This is a genomic window from Streptomyces sp. NPDC005393, assembly GCF_040606675.1.
In the GTDB taxonomy this organism is placed as follows: Bacteria; Actinomycetota; Actinomycetes; order Streptomycetales; family Streptomycetaceae; genus Streptomyces.
This window is the reverse complement of record NZ_JBEXFG010000023.1, coordinates 17817-43528: the sequence shown is the minus strand read 5'-3', so window position 1 is coordinate 43528 and position 25712 is coordinate 17817. Positions and strand designations below refer to the sequence as shown.

Here is a 25712-nt window from a genome sequence, read left to right as displayed (position 1 = left end):
AGGCTGGCGGGATGACGCGAGAGCAGCCAACGGACGTGCCCACCACTTCCGGCGCCCTTGCCGCGGACTCCCGCGAGCGTGCCGTACGAGCCCTGCTGCGCTATCCGCCCCTGCGACGGCTGTGGAGTGCCCAACTCGTCGGCGGCGCCGCCGACGCGCTCGGCGTGCTGGTGCTCATCCTTCTGTCGCTGCAGGCGTCGGTGGCCACGGGCTCCTTCGGCGGCGGATATCGCGGGGCGGCCTTCGCCGTCGCCGCCGTCCTGGGCGTGCGGTTCTTCGCGACGCTGCTGTTCGGCGCGGTGCTGCTCGGGCCGCTCTCCGCACTGATCGGTCCCTCCGGTCCGCTGGACCGGCGCTGGACCATGATCGGCGCGGATGTCCTGCGGCTCGTCCTGCTCCTCATCGCCCCGCTGTGGATCGACTGGACCCCGGACGACGCCGTCGCCTGGCTGCTCATCACCACCTTTGTCCTCGGCGTCGCCGAGCGCTTGTGGACCGTCGCCAAGGACGACGCGGCCCCCGGGCTGCTTCCGGCCCCGCCCGCCGAGGGCGCCGCCGTACGCCCGCTGCCCGACCACCTCGACGCGCTGCGCCGGCTCTCGCTCCGTACGAACTTCCTGACGCTGCCGATCGCCGCCGCCGGACTGCTCGTCGTCACCCTCATCGGCAGGCTGCTGGGCACCGGCATCGAGTGGTTCCACGGCCACCAGGCCGCCCTGGGCTCGTACGTCGGCGCCGGACTCTTCGCCGCCTCCGTCTCGATCCTCTACTTCGTCGAGCTGCCCAGCGCGCAGACGACCCGCACGCGCTCCCCCCTCGAAGGGCTGCGCCGCCCCCGGGCCGCGTCCGGCACCGGCACCGACAAGGGCCGCACCGGCGCAGTCCCGCTGCTGGTGCTCTCCTGCGCAGGGGTGGCGGCCGCGATCGCCGCAGCCGTCGGCGTCGCCGCGCTGCAGGCGGTCGACCTCGGCGGCGGTCCGGTCGGCTTCTCGCTGCTCGTCCTCGTCCTCAGCGGCGGCCCGGTCCTCGGCATCCGCTGGGCGCCGAAGGTCCTCCCGGGCCTGTCGCGACGCCGGCTGCTCGCGATGTCGGTCGCGCTGACGGGCCTCGCGCTGCTCGCGGTGGGCCTGGTGCACGACGCGACGACCGTAGTACTGATCGCACTGCTCGCGGGCCTGTCGGCCGGCGTCGCCGCCCACACCGGCCACGCCCTCCTCGACCAGGAGTCCGAGGAGTCCCGCCGGCCCCGGATGACCGAGCACCTCCACGCCGTCGTCCGCGTCTTCGTCGGGCTCGGCGCGGTCGCCGCCCCGCTGCTCGCCGCCGCCATCGGACCGCACCGGCTCGGCAGCGGCGACTTCGTCTTCGCCCACGGCGGCGCCGCCTTCACCCTCATGCTCGTCGGCGCGCTGCTGCTGCCCGTCGCGGCGCTCGTCCTCGGCAGGACCGACGACCGGCAGGGCGTACCGCTGCGGCGCGATCTGCGCGAGGCGCTGCGCGGCGGCGGCGCGGTGGAGGCCCCGGCCACCACCGGCTTCTTCATCGCCGTCGAGGGCGGCGACGGAGCGGGTAAGTCCACGCAGGTGGAGGCGCTGGCCGAATGGGTCAGGGCCAAGGGCCACGAGGTGGTGGTGACCCGTGAGCCGGGCGCGACCGCCATCGGCAAGCGGCTCCGCTCGATCCTGCTCGATGTCTCGTCCGCCGGGATCTCGCACCGCGCGGAGGCGCTGCTGTACGCGGCGGACCGCGCCGAGCACGTCGACTCCGTGGTCCGTCCGGCGCTGGAGCGCGGCGCGGTCGTCATCTCCGACCGCTATATCGACTCCTCCGTCGCCTACCAGGGCGCGGGGCGCGACCTCGCCGCGACCGAGATCGCCCGTATCTCGCGGTGGGCGACCAACGGCCTGGTGCCGCATCTGACGGTGCTGCTGGACGTCTCGCCGGAGACCGCGCGTGAGCGCTTTACGGAGGCCCCGGACCGGCTCGAGTCCGAGCCCGCCGAGTTCCACCAGCGCGTACGGGCCGGATTCCTGGCCCTCGCCGCCGCCGACCCGGCCCGCTATCTCGTCGTCGACGCCGGGCAGCTGCCGGAGGCGGTCACCTCCGTGGTGCGCCACCGCCTGGACCAGATGCTGCCGCTGTCGGAGGCGGAGGTGAAGGCCCAGGAGGAGGCCCGTAAGGCGGCCGAGGAGGAGTCCCGCCGCAGGGCCGAGGAAGAGGCCGCGCGCAAGGCGGAGGAGGAGCGGCTGGAGCGCGAGCGCCAGGAGGCGCTCGCCACGGCGCGCGCCGAGGAGGAGGAGCGCAAGCGCCGCGAGCTGGAGGAGGCGCGGCAGCGCGAGGCCGAACGGCAGGCGGAGTCGGCCCGTCAGCGGGCCGAGGACGCGCGCCGCAGGGCCGAGGAGGAGCGTAAGCGCATCGAGGCCGAGGACCGCGCCCGCGCCGCCGAGGAGGAGCGGCGCCGCCTCCAGACGGAGACGGAGACCCGGCAGCGGGCCGAGGCGGAGGCGCGCCGCCTGGACGAGCAGCGCAAGGCCGAGGAGGCGCTGCTGCGGGCGGAGCAGGCACGGCTGGCGGCGGACGCGAGGCCCTCGGCGTCCTCCGGGGCCGAGGCACCGACGGTGGAGACCGAGGCTGCGGCGCGGCCGGCCGAGGACGAGGGCCGGGACGGGCCCCAGGACACGGGCCGAGGCACGGGCCGGAACCAGACCGAGGGCGCGGATGTGGCGGAGACGGTCCGGACGCCGCGCTTCGACCCGCGGACCGGTGGTTCCCCCGCCGCCCCGGCGTCGAACGCGGCCGACGAGACCGCCGTGCTTCCGCCCGTACCTCCCCAGGACGCCCCGGACGTCGAGGAGACCGCCGTCCTCCCCCAGCCGCCCGTCGACGCCCCGGCCCCGAACGCGGCGGACGAGACGGCCGTACTACCGCCCGTACGGGACGAGCGTGCCGCCGACCCGACGGACCGGGTCCCGCCGTGGCTGTTCCGCCAGGAGCAGGAGCAGGAGCAGGGCCGGGAGCAGGGCCAGGGGCAGGGGCAGGGCCAGGGGCACCAGCAGGGGAACGAGCCCACGCGCGAGCTGCCGCAGTACGACCAGGGCCGGAGCCAGGGCCTGGGTCGTCCGCAGGGTGGGCCCCAGGGCGACGCCGAGTCGTCGCGCCGCCCCCGCCGCCGCCCGGAGTGGGCGGAGGAGACCCCGCTGGACGACCTGCCGACGCTGGCCGACGAGCTGCTCGGCCCGCACGACGACGAGGACGGCGGGCGCCGCCGCTGACCACGAGGACGGCGGGCGCCGCCGCTGACCACGGGGACGGTGGGCGCCGCCAGCGACCGTGGCGCCCACTGTCAGCGGGGTGGCCCACAATGGGATGCGTCCAGAACGAAGGGCGGAGGCAGCCATGGCGGTGTGGGACGACCTGGTCGGGCAGGACCGTGTTGCCGCCCAGCTGACGGCTGCCGCGCGGGACGCGGACACGCTGGTCACGGCCGCCGCCGCGGGTAGGACCCGCGCCAGGACCCGCGCCGCGGGTGACGCCCCCGCCGAGCCCCAGGCGGCGTCGAAGATGACACACGCCTGGCTATTCACCGGCCCGCCCGGCTCCGGGCGGGCCACCGCCGCCCGTGCCTTCGCCGCCGCGCTGCAGTGCGTCAGCCCCGACCGGGCGCTCGGCGCCGCCCCCGGCTGCGGCTTCTGCGACGGCTGCCACACCGCCCTCGTCGGCACGCACGCCGATGTGGAGGTGGTGCGTACGGACATGCTCAGCATCGGCGTCAAGGAGACCCGCGACCTCGTCCGCCGGGCCCAGCTGTCGCCCGCCGGCGGCCGCTGGCAGGTGATCGTCCTGGAGGACGCCGACCGGCTCACCGAGGGCGCGGGCAATGTCCTCCTCAAGGCCGTCGAGGAGCCCGCGCCGCGCACCGTATGGCTGCTGTGCGCGCCCTCCCTGGAGGATGTGCTGCCCACGATCCGCTCCCGCTGCCGCCTCCTCACCCTCCGTACGCCGCCGGTGGACGCCGTCGCGGATCTCCTCGTCCGCCGCGACGGCATCGACCCCGAGCTCGCCGCCTCCGCCGCCCGCGCGACCCAGGGCCATATCGGCCGCGCCCGCCGTCTGGCCACCGACGAGCGGGCGCGCGCCCGCCGCGCCGCGGTCATGAGGCTTCCGCTGCGCGTCGACGACGTGGGCGGCTGCCTCAAGGCGGCCCAGGAGCTGATCGACGCGGCGGCTGAGGACGCCAAGCAGGTGGCGGAGGAGGTCGACACCAAGGAGACCGAGGAGCTGCGCGCCGCGCTCGGCGCCGCCGCGGGCACGGGTGGACGGCTGCCGCGCGGCACTGCCGGGGCCATGAAGGATCTCCAGGACCGCCAGAAACGGCGCGCGACCCGCACCCAGCGCGACACCCTCGACCTCGCGCTCACCGATCTGACGGGCTTCTACCGGGATGTGCTGGCCCTTCAGCTGGGCTCTCGGGTCGCCCTCGCCAACACCGATGTGCGGGACGCGCTGGAGCGGGTGGCAGCCGGTTCGAAGCCGGAGCGGACGCTGCGCCGGATAGAGGCGGTCGCGGCGTGCCGGCAGGCGCTGGACCGCAATGTGGCGCCGCTGCTGGCGGTGGAGGCGATGACCATGGCGCTGCGCGCGGGCTGAGTCTCACTCGTACGGGTTCGCCCGAATGCGCATGGAGCGTGTTCAAATGGATACGCTCCGTTAGGGTCCGTGCCGGTCGTCTCCCCGTATCCCCGTGGGTCCCCCGCACCTGATCGACCGGAGCGAGCCCCGCGACTCGACCGCGAACCGAGGGATCCTCCGATGGACTTCAGACGCCGCCGCACGCTCTCCACCCGCGGCGCCGCGGCTGCGGCCGCCGCCGGGCTGCTGTTCACCGGCTGCTCGGCCGGCGCCTCGGACCCGAGCGCCGCGTCGATGCCCGCGAGGGCCGTTCCAGCGGCCCTCAAGCCGTACTACGAACAGACGTTGAGCTGGGGCGCCTGCGGTGACGCGGGCTTCGAATGCGCCACCCTCAAGGCCCCGCTCGACTACGCCAAGCCCGGCACCGGCCGGGACCTGCGGCTCGCGGTCTCCCGGAAGAAGGCGACCGGCACCGGCAGGCGGCTCGGCTCGCTGCTGGTCAACCCGGGCGGCCCGGGCGGCTCCGCGATCGGCTATCTGCAGAGCTACGCGGCCGTCGGCTACCCGGCGCGGGTGCGCGCCCGCTACGACATGGTGGCGATGGACCCGCGCGGCGTGGCCGGCAGCGAGCCCGTCACCTGTCTGAGCGACAAGCAGATGGACGCCTTCACCCAGACCGACCAGACGCCCGACGCCCCCGTCGAGACAGGCAGGCTCGTCGCCGCCTACAAGAAGTTCGCCCGCGGCTGCGCCACTCGCTCCGGCAAGATCCTCGGCCATGTCTCGACGGTCGAGTCGGCCCGCGACATGGACCTGCTGCGCGCCGCGCTCGGCGACAAGAGGCTCAGCTACGTCGGCGCCTCCTACGGCACCTTCCTCGGCGCGGCCTACGCCGACCTCTACCCCCGCCGCGTCGGCCGCCTCGTCCTCGACGGGGCCCTGGACCCGGCGCTGTCCGCCGAGCGCATGAACCGCGACCAGACCGCCGGCTTCGAAACCGCCTTCACCGCCTTCGCCAAGGACTGTGTGCGCCGCGACGGCTGCCCCCTGGGCACCCGCACCGTGGCCGCCGCCCGCGACCGGCTCGGCGCCTTCTTCGCTCGCCTGGACTCCCATCCGGTGCGCACCGGCGAGTCCCGCAAGCTGGGCGAGTCCCTCGCCACCATGGGCGTGATCGCCGCGATGTACGACGAAACCGCCTGGCCCCAGCTGCGCACCGCCCTCCGCTCCGCGATGCGCGGCGACGGCGGCGGCCTGCTGAACCTCGCCGACCTGTACTACGAGCGTGACACCGACGGCTCGTACGCCAACCTCATGTACGCCAACCCCGCCGTCAACTGCCTCGACCTCCCACCCGCCTTCCGCACCCCCGCCCAGGTCGAGAAGGCCGTCCCCGCCTTCGAAAAGGCATCCCCCGTCTTCGGCGAGACCCTCGCCTGGGCCGCCCTGAACTGCGCCTACTGGCCCGTCCCGCCGACCGGCAAACCCCACCCCCTCCACGCCAAGGGCGCCGCCCCCATCGTCGTCGTCGGCACCACCCGCGACCCCGCCACCCCCTACCCCTGGGCCCGCGCCCTCGCCACCCAGCTCTCCTCCGCCACCCTCCTCACCTACGAGGGCGACGGCCACACCGCCTACGGCCGAGGCAGCCGCTGCGTCGACACCGCGATCAACACCTACCTCCTGACCGGCCGCCCTCCCGCCCGCCACAAGCGCTGCCCCTGACCAGCCCGAACCCCAGGCCCTGGCCCCCGTCCCACCCCGTACGGAGCACACCTCGAAACTGTGTAGACTTGGCGGCGCTGCTGCTGCCCACCCGGCTCCGCAGCATGCCGCCTTAGCTCAGTTGGCCAGAGCGACGCACTCGTAATGCGTAGGTCAAGGGTTCGATTCCCTTAGGCGGCTCCGAGAAACCCCAGGTCACATATTCCTTGACCTGGGGTTTTCTGTTGCTCGGGGCACGGCGCGTCACACGGCCGAGGTGCCGCGACTTTGCTTGCGTGAGCGATGCGTGAGCGGTGGGGGCTTCGGCCCTACTTCTTGGGCTACTTCCGCCGGGCCTTCTTCTTGCCCTCGGCCTGGGCCTTCTTGGCGCGCTTGGCCTTCTTCCGGGCCTTCTTCGCCTTGCGTGCGGCCTCTTCGGCCTCCGCCTTGCGCTGAAGCGGAACGAGCTTGGCCGTGGCCTCGGCGGCGCTCTTGCCGACGTGGGGCAGGACGCTTAATGGTGACGTCGGGTATTGGAACTGTCCGGATGCCTCCGATCCGGAGCCCCCCGGTGTGCGGCCTGGGAGCCGACGTCAGCCTTGCTTGAGTATGCGAGCGCTCAGACCTGTTCGAAGTGGAATGCCTTGATGAAGCAGTCACGGGGCTGGGCGACTGCGAAGAGGATGCACTCCACAAGCGACTGTGCGGTGAGGGCATCCTTGGCCTCCCGTGGCGTGGACTTCCACTCCTCAGAGAGCGGGTCGGTGTTGTCGAAGTCGGGCGGGTAGAGCGATATCACTCGAATCCCCTGGGGCCGGAGGCGCTTGGAGAGGATCTCGGTGAACCCGGCCTGTGCGCTCTTGGCTGCATAGAAGGCGTCGTGTGCGTCCGAGCGGTGATGTCCAGCCGTTCCGCAGGCGGAGATCATCGTCACCACATCGGGCTTGTCCGAGTTGAGCAGGAGAGGGAGGAAGTTCTTCACGGTCAGGACCGTGCCCGTGGCGCCGGATGCGATGGTGTCGACGATATCGGCGTCGGAGGCTGACTGGAGATCCGGCCCTTCGAGGTAGCGCGAGCCGTTGTTGATCAGGATGTCGACGCGGTCGGTGTGCTGGGTGACGCTGGAAGCGAAGCTGCGGATTGAGGCGGGATCCGTCAGGTTGCAGGCATAGGCGTGGACCCGCTGATGGCCTCGGTCTCGGATCTCGTCGCGGACACGCTCAGCGGCAGCGAGGCTGCGTGCGGACAGGAAGACCTCGGCGCCGAGGTCTGCGAGCCGGATCGCCAGAGTTCGCCCGAAGTCGCGCCCGGCAGCAGTGATGACGACGCGGTGGTTGTCGAATCTCATGATTTTGCTCCTTGTTCGTGGACCGGCTGTTGTTGCGAAGTACTGCGGCTGACCTCGGCTGCGTAGTGGGCCCAGTCGCCCGCTGAGAGTCGTTGCCAGGCGACGGCGACGTCGGTGTGGATGCCCAGGGTGCGGGCGAGGATCGCGGCGGGGATCTCGGTGGCGAGTTGGAAGAGCGCGGTGCTGCGGGCCTGATTGGGCCGGATCCCGAGCTGGTTCAGGCGCTGAGTCAGCTGCGTGGTGCTGATCGGCCGTCCGGGCCGGCCGCCAGGGAAGAGCCATGGAGACGGGGCCAAGGCCTCGATGGTCGCGTGGCCCTTGCGGTTCGCGGCGACCACGCGGGCCAGTTCGGTGACGGGCTCCGGCAATTTGGACGGGTGCATCGCCGAGGGGGAGACGTACTTCGTGGGCGCCGACCTCGACGTCCTCGGTGGTCAACCGGTGGATCGCCGACGGACCTTGGGCATAGAGGAGGAGAAGGAGCCCCCGCGGGGCGGTCTTCGGGCTTGAGGGTGTCGTCGTGCAGGAGCTGGCGTGCGACGTTCCAGCGGTGTTCGTCGTCGAGTGGCTGAGTGGGGCCGTTCCAGCGGACGGCGGGGACGTGGACAGTGATGAGCTTGTTGGTGCGAGCCCAGCGGATGAAGTGCCCGGCCGTCTGGCGGTAAGTGGCGGAGTCGTCGGTGAGCCACTGGTCGAGGTCGGCCTGCCGGCAGGTCTCCAGAGCGAGGTCGTGGGCCGTCAGCCACTTCAGGAAGGCGACGCCCGCGTGGGTGCGTTGACGTGCGGACATGAACTGCTGCGGGGTAAGCGGGCGGCCATTGTTGCGTCGGCGAAGCCGCCGGACCAGATGCCAGATCGCGTACCGGTGCAGGACCTTGCGTTGTTCGGGGTCCTGCTGGGATGCGAGGAGACCGGTGAGGAAGCGTTCGAGGCGGACCATGTACTCATCGTGCTCGAGCAGGGCACCGACGCCGACGAGCACTTGGCGGAGGTGAGCGAGGGGCGGGCTGTCGGGCAGCTCGTCGAGGGCCTCGTGGGTAGGGCTCCTCGGCCGGCCGCGAGGTCGGACAGGACCGGGGAGACGGACGGCTTGTTCAGCCACCGCCTGGCGGTGATGGGGTGCTCGGTGGTGGCGATGTTGTGCCGGAGGGCTTCGAGGCCAGGATGGAGGGCATCGGCCGGAGGGCCCAGAAGTTCGTTGAGGCGCCGGTTAATAAGGCAGCGAGCGCACTGGCCGGGGTGCGGGTAGTCGGGATCGGTGCAGGTGAGACAGGTGTGCCAGACCTCAGGGGCAGTGCAGTCCGCGCAAAGGGGCTGGTCGAGGGTGCCAGGGAGGACTTCCGCGACGCTTCCTCAGGCTGAGCACGAAGCTGAGCGGCGCTGACAGTCCGGGCACCACGGTCGGCCCGTGGTCCGGGAAGTGCCGCAGGACTTCTCCTCGCCGCAGATGCTGCAGGCCATGGTGGGGAGGCAGGGGCAACTCGGGCAGAGCGGGCCGTCCGGCGTACGAGTGTTCACGACCTTTCGTCTGCCACAGCTGATGCAGGTCTCCAGGTTCGTTCGAAGATGGCGAAGGCTCAAAGGAGCGGGCCTCACCGTGCTGCCATGGAAAGGGCCTACGACCGGTCCGAGCCCAGGGCGGTATCCGTGTCCCGGCCGCCCCAGCCGTCGCGGGTGCGCCAGAGGAGATGGACGCCGTAGACGTCGAGCAGGGCCTTGGCGGACCAATCCTCGGCCGGCGGCTCGGAGAGGACCAGGTAGAGGCGATCGGCGGGGGTGGGCAGGGTGTGGTTGATCTCCAGGAGGCGGGCGGCACCCGAGCGGAGGTCGGCGTAGGCGGAGTGGCCGGCGCCGAGGATTTCGTAAAGGAAGTGGCCGTCCTCGGCCGTGCGGCTGACGTCTATGACCGGGGATGCCGTCGCTTGTACGTCGGCTTCGAACAGGACCGCCATCAGGGCGTGGCGCACGGCTTCGTGCTTCATGCATGTGCGGTCGGCGGCCGCGGTGGTCTCCAGCGCGTGCGGAAGGTTCGTCGTGGAAGGTGTCGTTGCGGCGGACGTGTCCTCGGCGGATGCCATGGGCTTGGCTACTTCCTGCTCGGGCTGCTGTGCGGCGGACGCGGGTGCAGTCTGGGCCGCCGGTTCGGTCGAGGGGGTCATGCGGTGCTGGAGCGTCTCTCGGGCCTGGGCCAGGGACTGGGACCAAGCCGTGCGCGCCAGGTCCTCCCGGAGGCGACTCACGTCCAGGCTGTCGTTCTTGAACGCGCGGTTGGTTTCGGCGGCGAGGTCACGCAGGAGATTCAGGCGATGTCTGTCGGGGGATCCGAGTACTCGTCGTACGTCCACCCAGTCCGCCTGATCGCGGCGGAGTACGCGGTTGGCCATGCCCTTGAGTTCGGAGAGTCGTTCGCGGACGTTCTCCGGTGCGGCGACGTCATCGTCGGTCAGCTCGGCGAACACGCCGAGTGCCGCCAGGTACCGTTCGGCCATTCTCGGAGAGATGGGCCGGCGCCCGCGCTGGTCCGTCGTGAGCAGGCAGTGGGCCTTCTCTTGTGCGAAGACCCAGCAGTCCAGCTTCTCGCCGGGGCGGGGAGGAGTCGATCCGTGGCGGACGGTCAGGATCAGAGGGACCTTGACCGCCGGTGAAAGAGCTTTGACCTTGTAGCGGCCGCCCGTACCCCGGTCGAGGACGCGGACACGGATGTCGGTGCCGATCTCGGGGACGTCGCTGCCCGCCATCGCCGGTCCGGTGTCGGTGGTGCCCGGCCCGGGGGCGCCGGTGGTGTCCGTGAGGGCATCCGGGAGCGGGGAGGTGTGCAGGACGGTCAGGCTCTGGGCGCTTCGGGTGAGAGCGACGTAGAGCTGGCGCAGTCCGGCCGGCCCGCGGCCGGCGATGGTGGCGGGTTCGACGACGAGGACGTGGTCGTACTCCATGCCCTTCGCCTGGGCGGTGGCGAGAACCGACACGGCCGCGCGGCGCTCTTCGGTGAGGCCTGCGGTCTGATCCAGATGACGGTTGATCTCGTCGAGCCAGCCGGAGTCGTCGGGGACGATGACGGCCACGGAGCGCAGAGTGTGCCCGTCGCTGGTGCCGATGAGCCGGGTCGTCTGGGTGACGGTGTCATCGAGCAGTGTCCACGGTTCGACTGCCATCGTCCGGACGCTGTCGGCACCGGCTTCGCGTACGGCCTGCGGGTAGGGAAGCGAGGGGGCGATCGTGCGGGCCAGGGGTGCGACGAAGTCCATGATTTCCGCCGGCACGCGGTAGCTGGTGTTCAGTTCAGTGACGTGCCAGTCGCCGTGGTCGGACAGCAGAGTGCCGAGGCGGTCCCAGTCGGTATAGGTGTGCGGGCCCGTGGCCTGGGCGAGATCGCCGAGTACGGTCATGGAACCGTTGACCGCGGTGCGTCGCCGCAGTGAGCGTGCCTGCATGGGGGTCAGGTCCTGGGCCTCGTCGATGACGATGTGCCCGTAGCGCTGTGGAGTCTCCCCGGTGATGAGGTATCGCAGTTCTTCTAGACAGACATGGTCGTCGAGGGTCCAGGGATCGGCATCCGCCTTGTCTGCCCTGGGGCGGTGGAGGGCCGCTTGCTCCTCGGCGTCGAGGATGCCGTCGGCGCAGGTGTGCAGGAGTTCGGGGGAGTCGTAGAGACTTCGGAGGGCCTCCCGGGCGCCCGGCGACTGCCAGACGCGTTCGATCAGGCGCTCAACCTGGCGGTTACGTTCCAGGTCGCGGCGGATGCCTTGGCTGCGACGCGGAGCGAGAGCGACGAGTTCCTGCAGCAGGCGGTCTACCAGCAGACTGCGGAAGCGGTTACGGCGCTCACGGTAGGAGCCGTCACCCTCGCGTGCCTCCTGGAGAAGTGCGAGAACCTCAGAGCGCGGGATGCGGAGGGTGGTGCTGCCGGCGGTGACGGCGAGTTCGGGCTTGGCGTCCTTGTACGTGGGAGTGGTGGTGAACTCGTCGATCGCCTCGGGGCGGCATTCGTGCTCGACGCGCTGACGCAGGACGGCGGCTATGCGGTCGTCGGACTTGACCAGCCGCGCACGCGATGTGTCGGTACCGAGGATCTCGCCGTCCCAAAGGCGGCTCATCTGAACCGCGTTGACGTCCCGGGTGCCGAGGGTCGGGAGGACCTGGCCGACGTATTCGAGGAAACGCTCGTGAGGGCCGACGACGAGGATGTCCTGCGCCTTGAAGTGGCCGTTGTTGACGAGCCACGTCACGCGGTGCAGGCCGACTGCGGATTTTCCTGTTCCCGGGCCGCCCTGCACGACGAGGATGTCCGCGGGAGAACCGGTGACGAGGTCCATCTGGTCGCGACGGATGGTCTCGACGATGTCCCGCATCCCGCCGCTGCGGGAGCGCTGGAGCTCTCGCAGAAGGAAGTCGTCGAGCGGCTGATGCTTTCGACGATGGAGCCGGGCGACATCGGACGGAGTGAGGACCGGCGGCAGTACCGGTCCCGGCTGCGGCACGGTGCGGAAGGAGTCTTGCACCGCGGCCGCGGGATCGGCGTCGCCCATGGCCGGCGGTGGAGCGGGGGCGGCGACGGAGATCTCATCGACGTACTCTTCGACTACGCGCTGCGCGCAACGCAGCCGCCGCCGTAGGAGCACCTCACCCGGGGCGTCGGGCAGGGCCTTGGACCACTTCTCCGCCAGCGGGGTGGTCCACAGCACCACGACCGTGTCGCGGGTTTCCACATCGGATACGGCACGACGGCCGACGTACCAGGTATCCGACTTCCCGTCGGGCCCGTCCTGCACGTCTACGCGGCTGACGACCAGCGAGGCGTCACCGAGGCCGGCGTAAGCCGCGGCCTTCTCCTCGGTGTCCTTCCGGTTGGCGACGCTGTCCTTGCCGCTTGCGGAGGCTGAGGCGACCGAGCCGCCACTCAGTTCGGCCAGCCGCTTCTCGTAGCAGTCGTAGGCGCGATCCACCGCCTTCTGCTCCTCGGCGATGATCTCGTCGCGTGTGGTGGTGCTCATGTACGTCCCCTCCCCCTGCAGCGCCCCGCGAGGCGCCGCGCGCCGGGCATATGCCCGGCCCCCGGCAAAAGACTTATCAGACACATGGGTCAGCTGTTAATACCTGGTCGATGGGGCAATTCCTGTACCAGTTCGACGACTTCCGCCCGCCACGCGCGGACCTGGTCACGGGTGGGGCCTATCTCGTACTGGTGGTAGTGGCACCCGAGGCAGAGGTGCGACCAGACGGCGTTGGCCCGGCGGGCGGTCGTAGCGGCGGTGTAGCAGCGCAGGCAGAGCATCTTGGCCCGCGTGGTGATGCCGACGAGTCCCGGCATCGCTGCGTCGAGCGTGCGGTCGACGGCGATCTCCAGGGCCGTCCGCAGCGCGAGGGAGGCTCCGCGGTGACGGCCGGCCGCCGTCGCCCCGACGCTGGGGTCGGAAAGCAGCCGGTCGGCCGTCAGCAGCAGCTCTTCGATGGAAGTGCCCGGAGTGCTCGTCACTTGGTCACCTCCGCCTTACGCACCTTCTGCGCAAGGTCGTTGATCTCATCCACGAAGCGGTGAGGGTCGGCGATCCGGGCCCCCGTGGCGTGGGCGCCGCTCTGGCACTGCTTGAGGAGGTCCACCGAACGCGGTCCGCAGCGGGTGCGAAGTTCCCGATACACATCGCTGCTGCGGCCGATGTCGCCGAAGAAGGCCAGCGCGGCCATCTCCATGAGCTTGTCCGCGTCGGCCACGGCGGACTGAAGATCGCGTTCGGAACCTCCTGAGCGGTGGTGCTGGACCCAGGCCGCCTCGACGAAGGCGTTCTCCAGGGCGATCCGGCACAGGCTGGGCAGCACGTGGGTGCGTGCTGCCTCCGGCAGGTGCTCGGTGCTGGCAAGGGCTCTGGCGTCCCCTATCGCCTGGCGGACCGGGTCAATCACCGGCTTGACGTGCACCTTGGACGACTTGCCCCGCTCGACCTCGAACACCGTGACCGGCAGCTCCTGGGTCGTGAAGGCGCGCTGGAGCCGCGTGTCGTGGGTGAACACGATCACCTGCCGGTGCTCGCCGAGCTCGTGCAGAACCTGGGCGAGCCCGTTGACCTTGGCCGGGTCCATGGACTGCACGGGGTCGTCGATGACGATGAAGCCGAACGGGCTGTCGGCGGTGGCGGCCCGCGGCAGGAACAGGGACAGCGCGAGAGAGTGCTGCTCTCCCTGGCTCATGACGCTCAGTGCCGAAGCCTCCTCGCCGTCGACGGTGACGTCCATGACGAGCTTGCGGACGGTGGCCTTCTCGCTGCCCTGAAGACTCACCGACTGGAGGTCGATGTCGCTCTCCTGGCGAAGCTTCTCCCAGATTCGCTGAGAGTGACCGGTGAAGCCCTCCATGCGCTTCTCCCGCAGCTCGGCGGCGAGAGCCTTGACCCAGGCGCGGCCCTTCTTGACGTGACGCAGCCGGGGTTCGCCCTCCGCCGCGGCGCGGGCCTTCCGCGTCCAGCTCGCCAGGCGCGTGACGAGCTGACGCCACCGCTCGTCCCGCTTCTCCAGCTCTCTGGCGGCGTTGTCCTTCACCGCGGCGCAGGCGTCGGCCAGGGACAAGGCAGTGTCGTGGACGCGCTGGGCGAGCTCACTCGGGTCGCTGACCGTCCGGCAGGCGAGCCAGGCGTTCCACGGATCGGTCAGGGCGGCCGGGATCCGCTGGGGCGTCTGGACGAGGTTCTGTGCCGCCCGTGCCGCCGACCGCAGTTCGCTGCGGGCGTCCTCGGCGGTCTTCGCCTCCTGGCGGAGCATGGCGATCTGAGCACTGGCGCCGGCGGCCCACGCCACGTCGAGGACTTGCTCCGTGCCGCAAACAGGGCACGACTCCTCGTCGGGATGCCGGTTGTTATGGGCCAGGGCCTTCTCCAGGAGGTTGGCGCGCTGCAGCGCGTCCTCGGCGCCGGTCGAGCGCACGTCCTCGACTCCGGCGAGCGCCTCGCGCAGCCGGTCCACCGCGGTCCCGACCTGCTCCAGGTCGGGTCCCCGCATGTCAACCGCGGCGCGCAGTTCGGCGAGGAGGCCGTCGTCGGCGGCGGGCAGGCCCGCCACCAGCCCCTCAAGAGCCTCGAAGTCGGGCCGGCCCTTCGTCTCAATGGCTACGAGCGCCTGGACCGCACGTTCGTCGTCCTGCAGTGCGTACAGCGCGTCCTTGAGCTCCGGCACCTCGTTCTTCGCCGCCTTGACGGCGTCGCCCAGCGCCTTCTCCTGCTGCCCGAGGCGGTTGTACGCGGCGTTGATGTGCCCCAGTCCGAGGATCGTGGCGATGGAGTCGTACATCTGGGCGGGCTTGCCGCTGATCATGCGGCCGAGATCGACGTACGACAGGAAGGGGCGGTAGTCCGTCAGGGCCTGCTTCCAGTCCACCTGGTCGAGGGGGACCGTGCCGTGTCCGGGCCGCCGGAACGTGCCCGCGCAGGCGCCGACGTCGTTGCCGGTCCAGGTGCGGGTGAGCGTGCTCCGGCCGGTGTCGCCCTCGATGGCGAGCTTGACCCCGACCTCCGTCTTGGCTCCGTCGTGAAGGTTGCGCCAGTTGCTGGTGCGCGTCGCGTCCTGTCCCAGCCAGCGCATGTTCGTGCCGGTGAAGGCCGTCTCGATGGCCTCGGCGATGCTGGACTTGCCGGAGCCGTTGCGGCCCACGACGAGGGTGACACCCGGCAGGGGGCTGAGGTTGAGCCAGGCGCGGGGACCGATGCCACGGAACCCTTCCACGGAGACGGAGTCGAGGTAGATCCGGCCCATGGGTGAGGTCCCCTGGATTTCCGCGTCGCCGAGTGCCTCCGCCAGGAGCGCCTTCACGGGTTCGCCGAGGTCTGCCGCAGCCAGACGTGCCTCCACCAGATCGGCGAGCGGTACGGACTGGCCGGCCGGGGCCTTCACGGCAGTGCTCATGGAAAGGTGTGCGTCCGGCTTGGTCTGTTCTGAACTGGTCATGGGAGCCTCCCTGGATCCGGTGCTGGTTCGGAAGGGGTGGGACATCGACGGGCGCTGGAGACGTGGGTGTCTGCCGCGCCGGTTGCCGATGAGCCGGAACTTCGGAGACGACGGAGCCGGCAGGGCCCCGATCTGTCGCCGGTGAGGCGCACGCGATGTACGCGCGCCGATGTGCGTTTCTTTGCTCCGGCGGTCAGCCGCCGAGCGTGAACTCGAGCCCGCCTGCCCGCAGGGCGGCCTCCGTCTGCGTGAGACCGCCGCGATGGGACACCTCGACGGTGTAGAACTTCGAGCCCGGGGCGATGTCGTCGACCGAGAACGAAAAGACGCACCCGGCCTCGGCCTTCTCGCCCAGGCCGAGAGAGCCGGTGGCGACCAAGGTCCCGTCCGCGTCGGTGATGTTGACCTGGGTGCCGAAGTCGATGTCGGAGTAGCCGCCGGTTCCGGAGCACGGCTCCCCGGTCTCGAGTCCCGCGCCGACATCGGCGAGGGTGAGCGTGCCGTCCGTTTCGAACGGTGCCGGCGCCCGACTCGCTCCGGACGTGGCGGAGCTCGAACGGCTGCCGCTGTTCTTCGCCGGGGTCTCGTCGCCGCCGAGCAGGGACAGCGAAGCCCAGCAGATGCCTACGGCCGTTGCTCCGGTGCCGATGCCAAGAAACAGGACCGCGGTTCGCGACAGGCGGGCCCAGCGGGAACCGCTCGGTGCCACCGTGGCTTCCGCCGAATGGCCTGCCGGCGCGAACGCGGGCAGCGGCGGAACCGGGGTGGTGGGCGGGAGCGGGGCCGGAGCGGGAACGTCAGTGGGCTGCTCGGGCTCGGACATCGTGGTGCTTCCCCTCATGGAGTGGTCGGGAGCGGAACGGAACTGGGGTACGCGGCGGAAGCAGGCTGCGGGTAAGGACGGCCGTGAGGAGGGACCGAGCAGCGGCCGGTTGAAGTGGGCGCGGGGCCCCGGCACCGTTGGTCGAGGCGAGCCAGGGAAGGAAACCCCCTGGACGTCAGCCGACCTTCTGCCAGTCCTGGCAGCCGCTGGTCTTGAAGTACTCGCCCTTGTTGACCGTGACGCGGCCCTGCCCCTGGATGTTGTCGTTGGCGATGATCGCGTCGAACTCGCCGGAGGCGTTCTTCAGGCGTGCCCAGTAGCAGTTGGGGATGACGCTGTCCTTGTCCGCCCCAGTGGTCCGGTAGGTGCCGGCCTGGATGTCCTCGCCCACGAGGTACTGCCCCTCGCCCGAGAAGCTGCTCGGAGGACCGGACTTCTTCGCCGGCTTCGGCTTCGCCGGCTTCGGCTTGGCCGTGACAGTCGCCTTGACCGTCTCGGTGACGGTCACCGCCGGCTTCGGCGCGCCCGCGGCGGCCTTGGTGACCGTGGCGGCCGGGGCGGCGCCCGAGGAGCCCGCCGTACCGCCGGACTCTCCACCGCCACCGATCGCGGCACCGAAGATCAGCGCGACGAGCGCCGTCGCGCCGTGGGTGAGCCAGATCTTGCGCCGCGACGGCGTGCGCCCGGTGGGCGGCAGGCCCGGCACGAACGGCTGTGTGAACGTGTGCGGCGTCGGCTGTGGAGGCACCGCCCCCCAGCTGGCGCCTCCACCCGTGCCTTCCGACGGCTGGGGGGCGGGCGGCATCGAGGACATGTCAGTCATGGGGAGACCTCCGGATCGTGTCTGCGGTGAGCACCGGGTGTCGGTGCGCCGAACGAGCACCAGAGTGGGACCGACAGGCTCCGAAAACCTTTGGAGAAGCTGATAACCGGGGTTATCAGCTTCTCTCTCTTTCCGCTTTCCCCTTCGCTGTAGGGTTCTGCCTGCTGCGAGCCCATCGAGGGCTGCCGGGGCCGTGGACGTCCGACCGGGGCCAGTACAGAGGGGGCGAGGCGAGTGACCAGCACACGCGAAGAGGCCGTGTCGCCCATCGTGCCCGAGCTGCCGTCCTGGCGGATCACGTATGCGGAAATCGCCACCCTTGCCCAGGTGCGTCGGCCCGTCCCCACCACCTGGAGCCGCAGGCACCCGGACTTTCCCGCTCCCGTCGCCCACGAGGAAGGGCGGCCCCTGTTCGACGCACGCGCGGTCGTCGACTGGCTCACGACGACGGGTCGAGGCAATGCGGATCCCTGTCGCCTGCGGGCCGAACTGGCCCTGTACACCCTTGCCGCCTGGCGGACGCCGGCCCTTTCCGCTTCCGTCCTGGTGGGGGCGCTGACCGCGCTGATCTGCCTGCGCCGGCAACTCGACGTCCCCCTCTCGGGTCAGAGCTGGGACGCGGTCCTCACTCAGGCCGACGAGCTTGATCCCGAGGACACGTTCCTGTTGGCCGAGTTGAATGCCGTACCGGAGCCGGACCGCATCGGCCCCGAGCTGGCCGCGTTGGCCGACGAGCTGACCGAGGCCGCTTACACCCCTGCCGAGGCTTTCGACTGGGTCCTGGAGGCCCGCCGCCGCCTCGGCTCCCACGACCTGGCCGCCGACGAGCCCACCCCGGCGGTGATACGCGCCCTCGCGGCTCTGTCCGGCGTCGACACCCTCGACGAGGGCTCCGTCGTCGCCACCCCGCACGCACGCTCCGGCGACCTCATCGCCGCCCTGCACGCCCGGGCCGCCGAGGACTCCGGCCACACCTACCTCGCCGCCGACCTCGACCCGGTGCGGGCCCGCCTGGTCCGCCGCCGAATGCTCGTCCGAGGAGTGAACGAGTTCGACCTCGGCGTCACCGAGGGGGAGGGCCTGCCCGTCGACGACTGGGGATACCCCGATCTGCTGGTCTGTGTCCTCCCCTATGAATCGGCGGAGAACCGCAGCCCGCACGTCGTGCTGGAGCAGGTGCAGGCGCTCACCGACTACCTCGACGAAGGCTCAACAGCTGTCGTCCTCGGCCCCGCCGAGGTGCTCGTCCGCCCGATCCCCCGGTACAGCGAGGCCGACCGTCTGCGCCGGTCCTTCCTCCGGGACGGTTTACTCAGGGCTGCGGTAAGCCTCCCCGACGGCGCGTTCCCCTACCGTCCCGGCTACCGCACCGCCCTCTGGGTACTGGCCCGCACCCCGGCGGAACACCGCACGGGCCTGGTCCTCCTCGCCGATTACTCCGCGCAGCCGCTCACCGACACGGCCCTCGACGCGCTCGCCGAAGACATCGCGATCTGGCGCGCATCCCTCTGGCGCGGCGACCGCCGCCACGAACCCCGCCACGCGGTGATCGTTCCAGCAAAGGATCTCGACGACCGGCCGGGCGCCGCCTTCACCACCCAGCACCGCCCGACCGTGGCCCGCTACACCCGGGGCGTCATCGAGCGTCCGGTCCGCATCAGCGCCCTGGAGCAGCGCCTGACGGAGCTGCACGAGCGGGCCCGGCAGCGCGCCGACCTGCGCACGGCACTGCGCGCCCAGGCCGTGCTGCGTCCCGACGACCAGCCGGTACGGCGCACCACCGTCCGTCGGCTCCTCGACGAACGGCGCCTGCGCCGACGCCCCGGACACCGCATCGCCGACGAACACCTCACGGCAGACGGTCACTACACGGTGCTCACCCCCGACGAGGTTCTCGGCATCACGCGCCCGGGCGGGCGCCGCATCGACCGCGGAGTGCTCCTCACCGGCTACGAACACGCCCTGTTCACCGAGCCGGGCGACATCGTCGTCACCACGAGCCCCCGCTTCGGCACCTACGTCGACCAGGCGGGCCTGTCCCTGGTGGCAGCCCCGGCCCGCATCCTCCGCGTCCACCCCGACGCAGACCCGCCGGTGCTGCCACGGGTGCTCGCGGCACTGCTGCGGGCGGCCGCCGCCGAGTACGCGCGCACCAGCGGCGCGGTGCGGGCCTCGCGAGGCATCGAAGACCTCCTCATCCCCGACCTGAGCAGGCGCGAGGCCGAGCGCTTCGACGCCGTGCTCGCGGAGATCGAGACCCGCACGCACCTCCTGCGAGAGCAGACCGCCGCTCTCGACGACATGGTCCGCCTCACCGCCGCCGGTATCGCCGACGGCACGCTCACCCTCCAGAACCTCCCCGGAACCGACGACTGAAGGAGACGGTCTGCCCGATGGCTACCGCTGCGAAGAAGCCCACCGAACAGGCGGAGTTGTTCAGCGCCTCCACCGCCAAGGAGATCCAGGCGATCCTGTGGAAGGCCGCTGACAAGCTGCGCGGCTCCATCGACGCCGCGCAGTACAAGGAGTTCGTCCTTGGCCTGATCTTCCTGAAGTACGTCTCCGACGCCTTCGACGAGCGCCGCTCCGAGCTGGCCGAGGAACTCGCCGATGACGGCATCACCGAGGACCGGATGGACGACTTCCTGGAGGACCGGGACGAGTACACCGGCGCCCACGTTTTCTGGGTTCCGGAGACCGCCCGTTGGACGTGGATCGCCACCCACGCCAAGAGCCAGGGCGTCGGCAAGCTGCTCGACGACGCGATGGACGCGGTCATGCGCGAGAACGCTTCGCTCACGGGTGTCCTGCCGAAGATCTTCAACCGCGACAACGTCGACCAGAAGCGTCTCGGTGAACTCGTCGACCTCATCAGCGACGCACGCTTCGGCGGCAGCGGGGACAAGCCCGCGCAGGACGTACTGGGCGAGGTGTACGAGTACTTCCTCGGCAACTTCGCGCGGGCCGAGGGCAAGCGGGGCGGCGAGTTCTACACGCCCCAGTCCGTCGTCCGGCTGATCGTGGAGATCCTGGAGCCGTACGAGGGACGGGTCTACGACCCGGCGTGCGGCTCGGGCGGCATGTTCGTCCAGGCGGCCAAGTTCATTGAGGCACACCAGGGGCGCGGCCACAAGGCGGACATCGCCGTCTACGGCCAGGAACTCAACGAGCGTACCTGGCGCCTGGGCAAGATGAACCTCGCCATCCACGGCATCGACGGCAACCTCGCCCCCCGCTGGGGCGACACCTTCGCCGACGACAAGCACCCCGACCTCAAGGCCGACTTCGTCATGGCCAACCCCCCGTTCAACATCAAGGACTGGGCGAGGGACGAGGGCGACCCGAGGTGGAAGTACGGGGTGCCGCCGAAGGGCAACGCCAACTATGCCTGGCTCCAGCACATGATCTCCAAGCTGGGCGAGCGGGGCACGGCCGGCATCGTCCTGGCCAACGGCTCCATGAGCTCCCAGCAGAGCGGCGAGGGTGAGATCCGCCAGGCGCTGGTGGAGGCCGACCTGGTGGCCTGCATGGTCGCCATGCCCGCCCAGCTGTTCCGCACGACGCAGATCCCGGCCTGCCTGTGGTTCCTGGCCAAGGACAAGACCCCGCAGGGCGCGAAGCGCCTGGACGACCGGCGCGGCGAGATCCTGTTCATCGACGCCCGGAACATGGGCGAGATGGTGGACCGGACGGAGCGTGTGCTGACGGAGGCGGACCTCGCGAAGATTGCCGGCGTCTATCACGCGTGGCGGGGTACGGCGTCGGCCCGTGAGGCGGGGCTGACGTACGCGGATGAGGCTGGGTTCTGCTTCTCGGCCGAACTCGCGACGGTCCGGGAGCACGGATACGTGCTGACGCCGGGGCGGTACGTGGGGGCTGTGGAGGCAGAGGAAGAGGGGGCGGAGGCGGTGGCGGAACGGATCGCCTCGCTGACGGAGGAGTTGTACGGGCTGTTCGACAGGTCGGCGGAGCTGGAGAAGACGGTTCGGGAGCAGCTGGGGAGGGTCGATGTCTGAGTGGCAGAAACACAAGCTCGGAGAACTGTGCACGCGCATCACGGTTGGCCACGTGGGGTCGATGGCATCTCGTTACACGGAAAATGGAATTCCATTTCTTCGGTCGCTGAACGTCAAACGTGGACGAATTGACCTGTCGGCCGTAAAATACATCAACAAGGGATTCCACGGCCAGCTTGCAAAGTCCCAGCTAAGGCCGGGTGATCTTGTGATTGTACGCACAGGAGATCCGGGGGTTACGGCTCTCATTCCTGACGGATTGGGACCACTCAACTGCTCGGACGTTGTCATCGCCACGCCACGGTCAGACGTTGATGCACGATTTCTCTGTTACGCTATCAATGAAACGGCGCAGGAATTTGTTAAAGCTCACACGGTGGGTGCCGTGCAGCAGCACTTCAATGTTAAATCTGCTAAAGAATTGACACTCCATGTGCCGGAACTGGCACATCAGCAAGCCGTAAGTGGTCTACTCGGTGCGCTGGATGACAAGATCGCCGTCAATGAGCGCATCGCGGCCACCGCTGACGAACTCATGCGGGCGCTCTATCAAGAAGCATGTGCCAATGCCGCCGAATCAATCACCATTGGCGAACTTGGCAGGCTTATCCGTGATGGGGTATCCGCCTCTTCCCTAAACGGCGGCGAGCACTACATTGGCCTAGAGCATATGCCGCGAAGGAATGTGTGGCTCTCCGCCTGGGAAGAAAGCGCTGAGCTGGCAAGCGGGAAGTCTGCCTTCCGTTCGAACGACGTACTCTTTGGGAAGCTACGTCCATATTTTCACAAGGTGGGTCTGGCGCTAACGTCTGGGGTCTGTTCCACAGATATTCTTGTGGTCCGCCCCGCGGAGCCGGACCGCCTCGGCTGGCTTCTGCTTGCGCTTTCAAGCGATGAAGTCGTGGCGCATGCCTCAGCAGTCGGTGATGGGACGCGGATGCCCCGGGCAAAGTGGAGGGATCTCGAGCCGCTTGTTGTCCCCTGGCCTGGAAATGAAGAGGCAGCTCGGCTCGATCAAGTCGTCCGTTCGATGGCCGCTCGGGTTCAGGCTTCGGTTACAGAGTCCCGCACCCTTGCCACCCTCCGCGACACCCTCCTCCCCCAGCTCATGTCCGGTCGGCTTCGCGTCAAGGACGCCGAGAAGATTGTCGAGGACCACGCATGACGCACGACGACGAGAGCGCGAGTGGAACAAACCAGAACCACCGCCCCCTGGAAGCCGATTGGGAGCTGCTCGCCCTAGACGAACTCGCCGAGTTGGCCTGGCTGCCCGCCTCCGGCAATGAGTTCGCCCCCGGCTCCGGGCATCGTAAGTCCTGGGACGACCTGATCCTCTACCCCGACCTCCGTGAGGCGATCGAGCGGCTCAACCCCGAGCTGCCCCCGGACGCCGTCCGCGACGCCGTCGGTGTCGCGGCGACCCCGGAGTCGCAGGACACCTACGAGGAGAACCGCACCGCCCACGGTTACCTGACGACCGGCATACGCTCCGTCGTCTACACCGACGCCTTCGGCGCCGAGCACAACCCGACCGTCCGCCTCGTCGACCTGGCAGACCCGGACGGGAACACGTACCGCGCGCTGAACCAGGTCACCGTCGTCGACGGCGAGAAGCGGCGCCGCTTCGACATCGTTCTGTACGTCAACGGACTCCCGCTCGCCGTGCTGGAGTTGAAGCGCGCCGGCGACGAGAGCGCTACGCTCCAGGACGCGCACTCCCAGGTCGCACGGTACGTGAAGGAGTTCCCGACCGCCTTCCGCTACAACGCGGTGGTGCTGCTCTCCGACGGCATCACGGCGAAATACGGCACGCCCTTCACCCCGTACGAGCACTTCGCGCCGTGGAACACGGACGAGTCCGGGGCCCGCGTGGCCCCGTTCACCGCGGACGGCGACGGGGTGGCCGACTCGGGCCAGAACCTGGCGCTGCACGGGCTGTTCACCCAGCCCCGGTTCCTTTCCCTGTGCCGGTCCTTCATTAACTTTGTTCCGTCCAAGCGGATGAAGCGCATCGCGAAGCCGCACCAGTACTTCGCGGTGACCCGGGCTGCAGAGAAGGTGCGGGAGGCGGCGGCCGGTGACGGGAAGGCCGGTGTCGTCTGGCACACGCAGGGCTCGGGTAAGTCCGAGGAGATGGTGCTCACCACGGCGATGGTGATGAGCGACCCCGCCCTGCTGAACCCGACCGTCGTCGTCATCACCGACCGCAACGACCTCGACGACCAGCTGTACTCCACCTTCCTGGAGAGCGAGATCCTCCCGGGCACACCTCTCCAGGTCGCGACCCGGGCCAAACTGCGGGAGGAGCTCGCGGCCAAGCGGACCGGCGGCATCCTCTTCACCACCCTGCAGAAGTTCGGCAAGACCAAGGAGGAGAAGGAGTCGGGGGCCGACCACCCGCTGCTCTCCGACCGGCGCAACATCGTGGTCGTCGTCGACGAGGCCCACCGCAGCCACTACGACAACCTCGACGGCTACGCCCGCCACCTCCGCGATGCCCTCCCGCACGCCACGCTCCTCGCCTTCACCGGGACACCGATCTCCGAGGCCGACCGCAACACCCGCCAGGTCTTCGGCCGTTACATCGATATCTACGACCTCAAGAGGGCCGCCGACGACGGCGCGACGGTCAAGGTCTTCCACGAGGGCCGCGTCATCAAGCTCGTCCTCGGCAAGGACGTCGACCCGACGAAGATCGATGAGGAGGCCGACCGCATCACCGACGGCCTCGACGACACCGAGCGCCGCCGGGTCGAGCAGGCCGTCGCGACGATGAACGCCATGTACGGCGCGCCGGCCCGTGTCAGGGATCTCGCCGAGGACCTGGTGGCGCACTGGGAGGAGCGGCGCGAGCGGATGTGGCCGTTCGTCGGCGTCTCCGAGAAGAGTGGGGCGACGGGCAAGGCGATGGTCGTCTGCGCGACCCGGGAGATCTGCGTCCGCGTCTACGACGCCCTGCGCGAGTTGCGGCCGGACTGGCACAGCGACGAGCCCGCCAAGGGCACGATGAAGATCGTCTTCTCCTCGAACTCCCGCAAGGACGAAGACCACCTGCTCGTCCACGCGCTGCCCGACGGCCAGCGCAAGGCGGTCATCAACCGGGCCAAGGACCCCGACGACGAGCTGGAGCTGCTCATCGTCAACAACATGCTGCTGACCGGCTTCGACGCCCCGCCGGTCCACACCATGTACCTGGACCGTCCGCTCAAGGGCGCCAACCTGATGCAGGCCCTCGCCCGGGTCAACCGCCGCTTCCGCGGCAAGGAGGACGGTCTGCTCGTTGGCTATGCGCCGCTGACGGAGAACCTGCAGAAGGCGATCGCCGAGTACACGGACGCAGATCAGGAGGACCGCACTCTCGGCCAGGACCTCGACCGGGCGCTGGACGAGCTGCGGAACGAGTACGACATCCTCAGCGACATCCTGCGCGGCTTCAACTGGCGAGCGCGTCTTGAGCAGCCGACCACGAAGGCGTTCGTCAACGCCGCCGGCGGAGCCGCCGAGTACCTTCGGAACCCGCGTACCCCAGGCAACGAACCGGACAAGCTCGACGACCCCCGCCAGACCGTCGGCCGGCGATTCCGCGACCACTCCCACCGTCTGGAGCGCTTCTACGCGCTGTCCGCCAGTGCCACGAACATCGGCGAGCGTTTCCCGGACCATCCGACCTGGCGCCGGGACATCCAGTTCTTCGTCGAGGTCCGCGCCTACATGGCCAAGCTCGACGCGCTGGAACGCGAGGCCCGCGGCCTGCCCGTCGCCCGCGATGTCGAGCTGTACCTCGCCCAGCTGACCTCGTCCGTGGTCGAGACCGGCGGGATATCGGACCTGTTCGCCGAAGCCGGCCTGGAGATGGCCGACCTGACGCACCTCAACGACGCGCTCGTCGCCAAGCTCCAGGGCAGCGAGACCCCGCACCTCGCGGCAGAGGCGCTGCGGCGGCTCATCGAGCAGAAGATGCGCGAGGTCACGCGTCACAACATCGTCCGCCGCACGGCGTTCTCCGACCGTCTGCAGGACCTCATGATCCGGTACACCCGGCAGCAGTACACGAGTGCCGAACTCATCGCCAAGCTTGTCGAGATGGCCAAGGAAGTGGTCGAAGACGCCAGGCGCGGCGAGAAGTTCGACCCACCGCTGAACTGGCGCGAGCTCGCCTTCTACGACGCTGTAGCCAACCACGGCACGGCGCAGAAACTCATGGGCGACGAGGTCCTGGCCGGCATCGCGCGTGATCTGGTCGCTGAGGTCCAGAAGAAGCTCAAGCCGGACTGGATCGCCCGTGAACCGGTCCGCGCTGGCCTCCGCAGTGCCATCAAGCGTCTGCTGGCCCGACACGACTACCCGCCGGACCGGCGTGCGGAGGCGGTCGACCTGGTCCTGAAGCAGATGGAGCACTTTGCCAACGAGTGGTCCACCACCGGTATGCCGGACAACTGA

Annotated in this window: 15 protein-coding genes and 1 tRNA gene; 9 read left to right on the top strand and 7 right to left on the bottom strand. The window is 69.9% G+C overall.

Annotated elements, in window-relative coordinates; all coding sequences use genetic code 11:
- Positions 1-11: 11 nt before the first annotated feature.
- From tmk to ABZS71_RS20080, 4 genes are all read left to right on the top strand, one after another.
- Positions 12-3272 (top strand): dTMP kinase, encoded by a 3261-nt coding sequence (gene tmk, locus ABZS71_RS20095; protein ID WP_356211871.1) that lies wholly within the window; start codon positions 12-14, stop codon positions 3270-3272.
- Between the two features lie 124 nt (positions 3273-3396).
- Complete coding sequence (locus ABZS71_RS20090; protein WP_356211868.1) at positions 3397-4647, top strand: DNA polymerase III subunit delta'; 1251 nt, start codon at positions 3397-3399, stop codon at positions 4645-4647.
- Positions 4648-4809: 162 nt separating this feature from the next.
- Positions 4810-6354 carry an alpha/beta hydrolase gene (locus tag ABZS71_RS20085; protein ID WP_356211865.1) on the top strand — a complete coding sequence of 515 codons (1545 nt, stop codon included), beginning with the start codon at positions 4810-4812 and terminating at the stop codon, positions 6352-6354.
- Positions 6355-6460: 106 nt separating this feature from the next.
- A tRNA-Thr gene (locus ABZS71_RS20080) sits at positions 6461-6534 on the top strand.
- Between the two features lie 418 nt (positions 6535-6952).
- On the opposite strand, the gene ABZS71_RS20075 is transcribed toward ABZS71_RS20080, so the two are convergent.
- Positions 6953-7681: an SDR family oxidoreductase gene (locus ABZS71_RS20075; RefSeq protein WP_356211862.1), complete on the bottom strand. Its 729-nt coding sequence runs from the start codon at positions 7679-7681 to the stop codon at positions 6953-6955.
- The gene (locus ABZS71_RS20070) at positions 7678-8064 is read right to left on the bottom strand and encodes a hypothetical protein (protein ID WP_356211859.1); all 387 of its coding nucleotides are present in this window, start codon (positions 8062-8064) and stop codon (positions 7678-7680) included. The genes ABZS71_RS20075 and ABZS71_RS20070 overlap by 4 nt, the downstream gene beginning before the upstream one ends.
- Before the next feature lie 137 nt (positions 8065-8201).
- On the opposite strand from ABZS71_RS20070, the gene ABZS71_RS20065 reads away from it, so the two are divergent.
- Positions 8202-8930 carry a hypothetical protein gene (locus ABZS71_RS20065; protein WP_356211856.1) on the top strand — a complete coding sequence of 243 codons (729 nt, stop codon included), beginning with the start codon at positions 8202-8204 and terminating at the stop codon, positions 8928-8930.
- Positions 8931-9297: 367 nt separating this feature from the next.
- On the opposite strand, the gene ABZS71_RS20060 is transcribed toward ABZS71_RS20065, so the two are convergent.
- The 5 genes from ABZS71_RS20060 to ABZS71_RS20040 all read right to left on the bottom strand — a co-directional run bounded on the left by ABZS71_RS20060 (position 9298) and on the right by ABZS71_RS20040 (position 17256).
- Positions 9298-12672: an AAA family ATPase gene (locus ABZS71_RS20060; protein WP_356211853.1), complete on the bottom strand. Its 3375-nt coding sequence runs from the start codon at positions 12670-12672 to the stop codon at positions 9298-9300.
- Positions 12673-12761: 89 nt separating this feature from the next.
- Positions 12762-13154: a hypothetical protein gene (locus ABZS71_RS20055; protein WP_356211850.1), complete on the bottom strand. Its 393-nt coding sequence runs from the start codon at positions 13152-13154 to the stop codon at positions 12762-12764.
- The gene (locus ABZS71_RS20050) at positions 13151-15610 is read right to left on the bottom strand and encodes an AAA family ATPase (RefSeq protein ID WP_356211847.1); all 2460 of its coding nucleotides are present in this window, start codon (positions 15608-15610) and stop codon (positions 13151-13153) included. Before ABZS71_RS20050 ends, ABZS71_RS20055 begins: the two co-directional genes overlap by 4 nt.
- 193 nt (positions 15611-15803) lie before the next feature.
- Entirely contained in the window at positions 15804-16433 is a 630-nt protein-coding gene (locus tag ABZS71_RS20045; RefSeq protein WP_356211844.1) for a hypothetical protein, read from the bottom strand.
- A gap of 175 nt (positions 16434-16608) precedes the next feature.
- On the bottom strand, positions 16609-17256 hold the full coding sequence (locus ABZS71_RS20040) for a hypothetical protein (RefSeq protein ID WP_356211841.1): 648 nt from the start codon (positions 17254-17256) through the stop codon (positions 16609-16611).
- 234 nt (positions 17257-17490) lie between these two features.
- On the opposite strand from ABZS71_RS20040, the gene ABZS71_RS20035 reads away from it, so the two are divergent.
- Genes ABZS71_RS20035 through ABZS71_RS20020 form a run of 4 tightly spaced genes read left to right on the top strand, consistent with a single transcriptional unit; the run spans position 17491 to position 25712 of the window.
- Positions 17491-19632 (top strand): hypothetical protein, encoded by a 2142-nt coding sequence (locus tag ABZS71_RS20035; protein ID WP_356211838.1) that lies wholly within the window; start codon positions 17491-17493, stop codon positions 19630-19632.
- Positions 19633-19649: 17 nt separating this feature from the next.
- Positions 19650-21272 (top strand): class I SAM-dependent DNA methyltransferase, encoded by a 1623-nt coding sequence (locus tag ABZS71_RS20030; protein ID WP_356211835.1) that lies wholly within the window; start codon positions 19650-19652, stop codon positions 21270-21272.
- Positions 21265-22437 (top strand): restriction endonuclease subunit S, encoded by a 1173-nt coding sequence (locus ABZS71_RS20025; RefSeq protein ID WP_356211832.1) that lies wholly within the window; start codon positions 21265-21267, stop codon positions 22435-22437. The genes ABZS71_RS20030 and ABZS71_RS20025 overlap by 8 nt, the downstream gene beginning before the upstream one ends.
- On the top strand, positions 22434-25712 hold the full coding sequence (locus tag ABZS71_RS20020; protein WP_356211829.1) for a type I restriction endonuclease subunit R: 3279 nt from the start codon (positions 22434-22436) through the stop codon (positions 25710-25712). Before ABZS71_RS20025 ends, ABZS71_RS20020 begins: the two co-directional genes overlap by 4 nt.

Bases quoted from the DNA above. Each gene is read 5' to 3' on its own strand.
- tmk (WP_356211871.1), top strand. From the start codon at position 12: ATGACGCGAGAGCAGCCAACGGACGTGCCCACCACTTCCGGCGCCCTT.
- ABZS71_RS20090 (WP_356211868.1), top strand. From the start codon at position 3,397: ATGGCGGTGTGGGACGACCTGGTCGGGCAGGACCGTGTTGCCGCCCAG.
- ABZS71_RS20085 (WP_356211865.1), top strand. From the start codon at position 4,810: ATGGACTTCAGACGCCGCCGCACGCTCTCCACCCGCGGCGCCGCGGCT.
- ABZS71_RS20075 (WP_356211862.1), bottom strand. From the start codon at position 7,681: ATGAGATTCGACAACCACCGCGTCGTCATCACTGCTGCCGGGCGCGAC.
- ABZS71_RS20070 (WP_356211859.1), bottom strand. From the start codon at position 8,064: ATGCACCCGTCCAAATTGCCGGAGCCCGTCACCGAACTGGCCCGCGTG.
- ABZS71_RS20060 (WP_356211853.1), bottom strand. From the start codon at position 12,672: ATGAGCACCACCACACGCGACGAGATCATCGCCGAGGAGCAGAAGGCG.
- ABZS71_RS20050 (WP_356211847.1), bottom strand. From the start codon at position 15,610: ATGACCAGTTCAGAACAGACCAAGCCGGACGCACACCTTTCCATGAGC.
- ABZS71_RS20045 (WP_356211844.1), bottom strand. From the start codon at position 16,433: ATGTCCGAGCCCGAGCAGCCCACTGACGTTCCCGCTCCGGCCCCGCTC.
- ABZS71_RS20040 (WP_356211841.1), bottom strand. From the start codon at position 17,256: ATGACTGACATGTCCTCGATGCCGCCCGCCCCCCAGCCGTCGGAAGGC.
- ABZS71_RS20030 (WP_356211835.1), top strand. From the start codon at position 19,650: ATGGCTACCGCTGCGAAGAAGCCCACCGAACAGGCGGAGTTGTTCAGC.
- ABZS71_RS20025 (WP_356211832.1), top strand. From the start codon at position 21,265: ATGTCTGAGTGGCAGAAACACAAGCTCGGAGAACTGTGCACGCGCATC.
- ABZS71_RS20020 (WP_356211829.1), top strand. From the start codon at position 22,434: ATGACGCACGACGACGAGAGCGCGAGTGGAACAAACCAGAACCACCGC.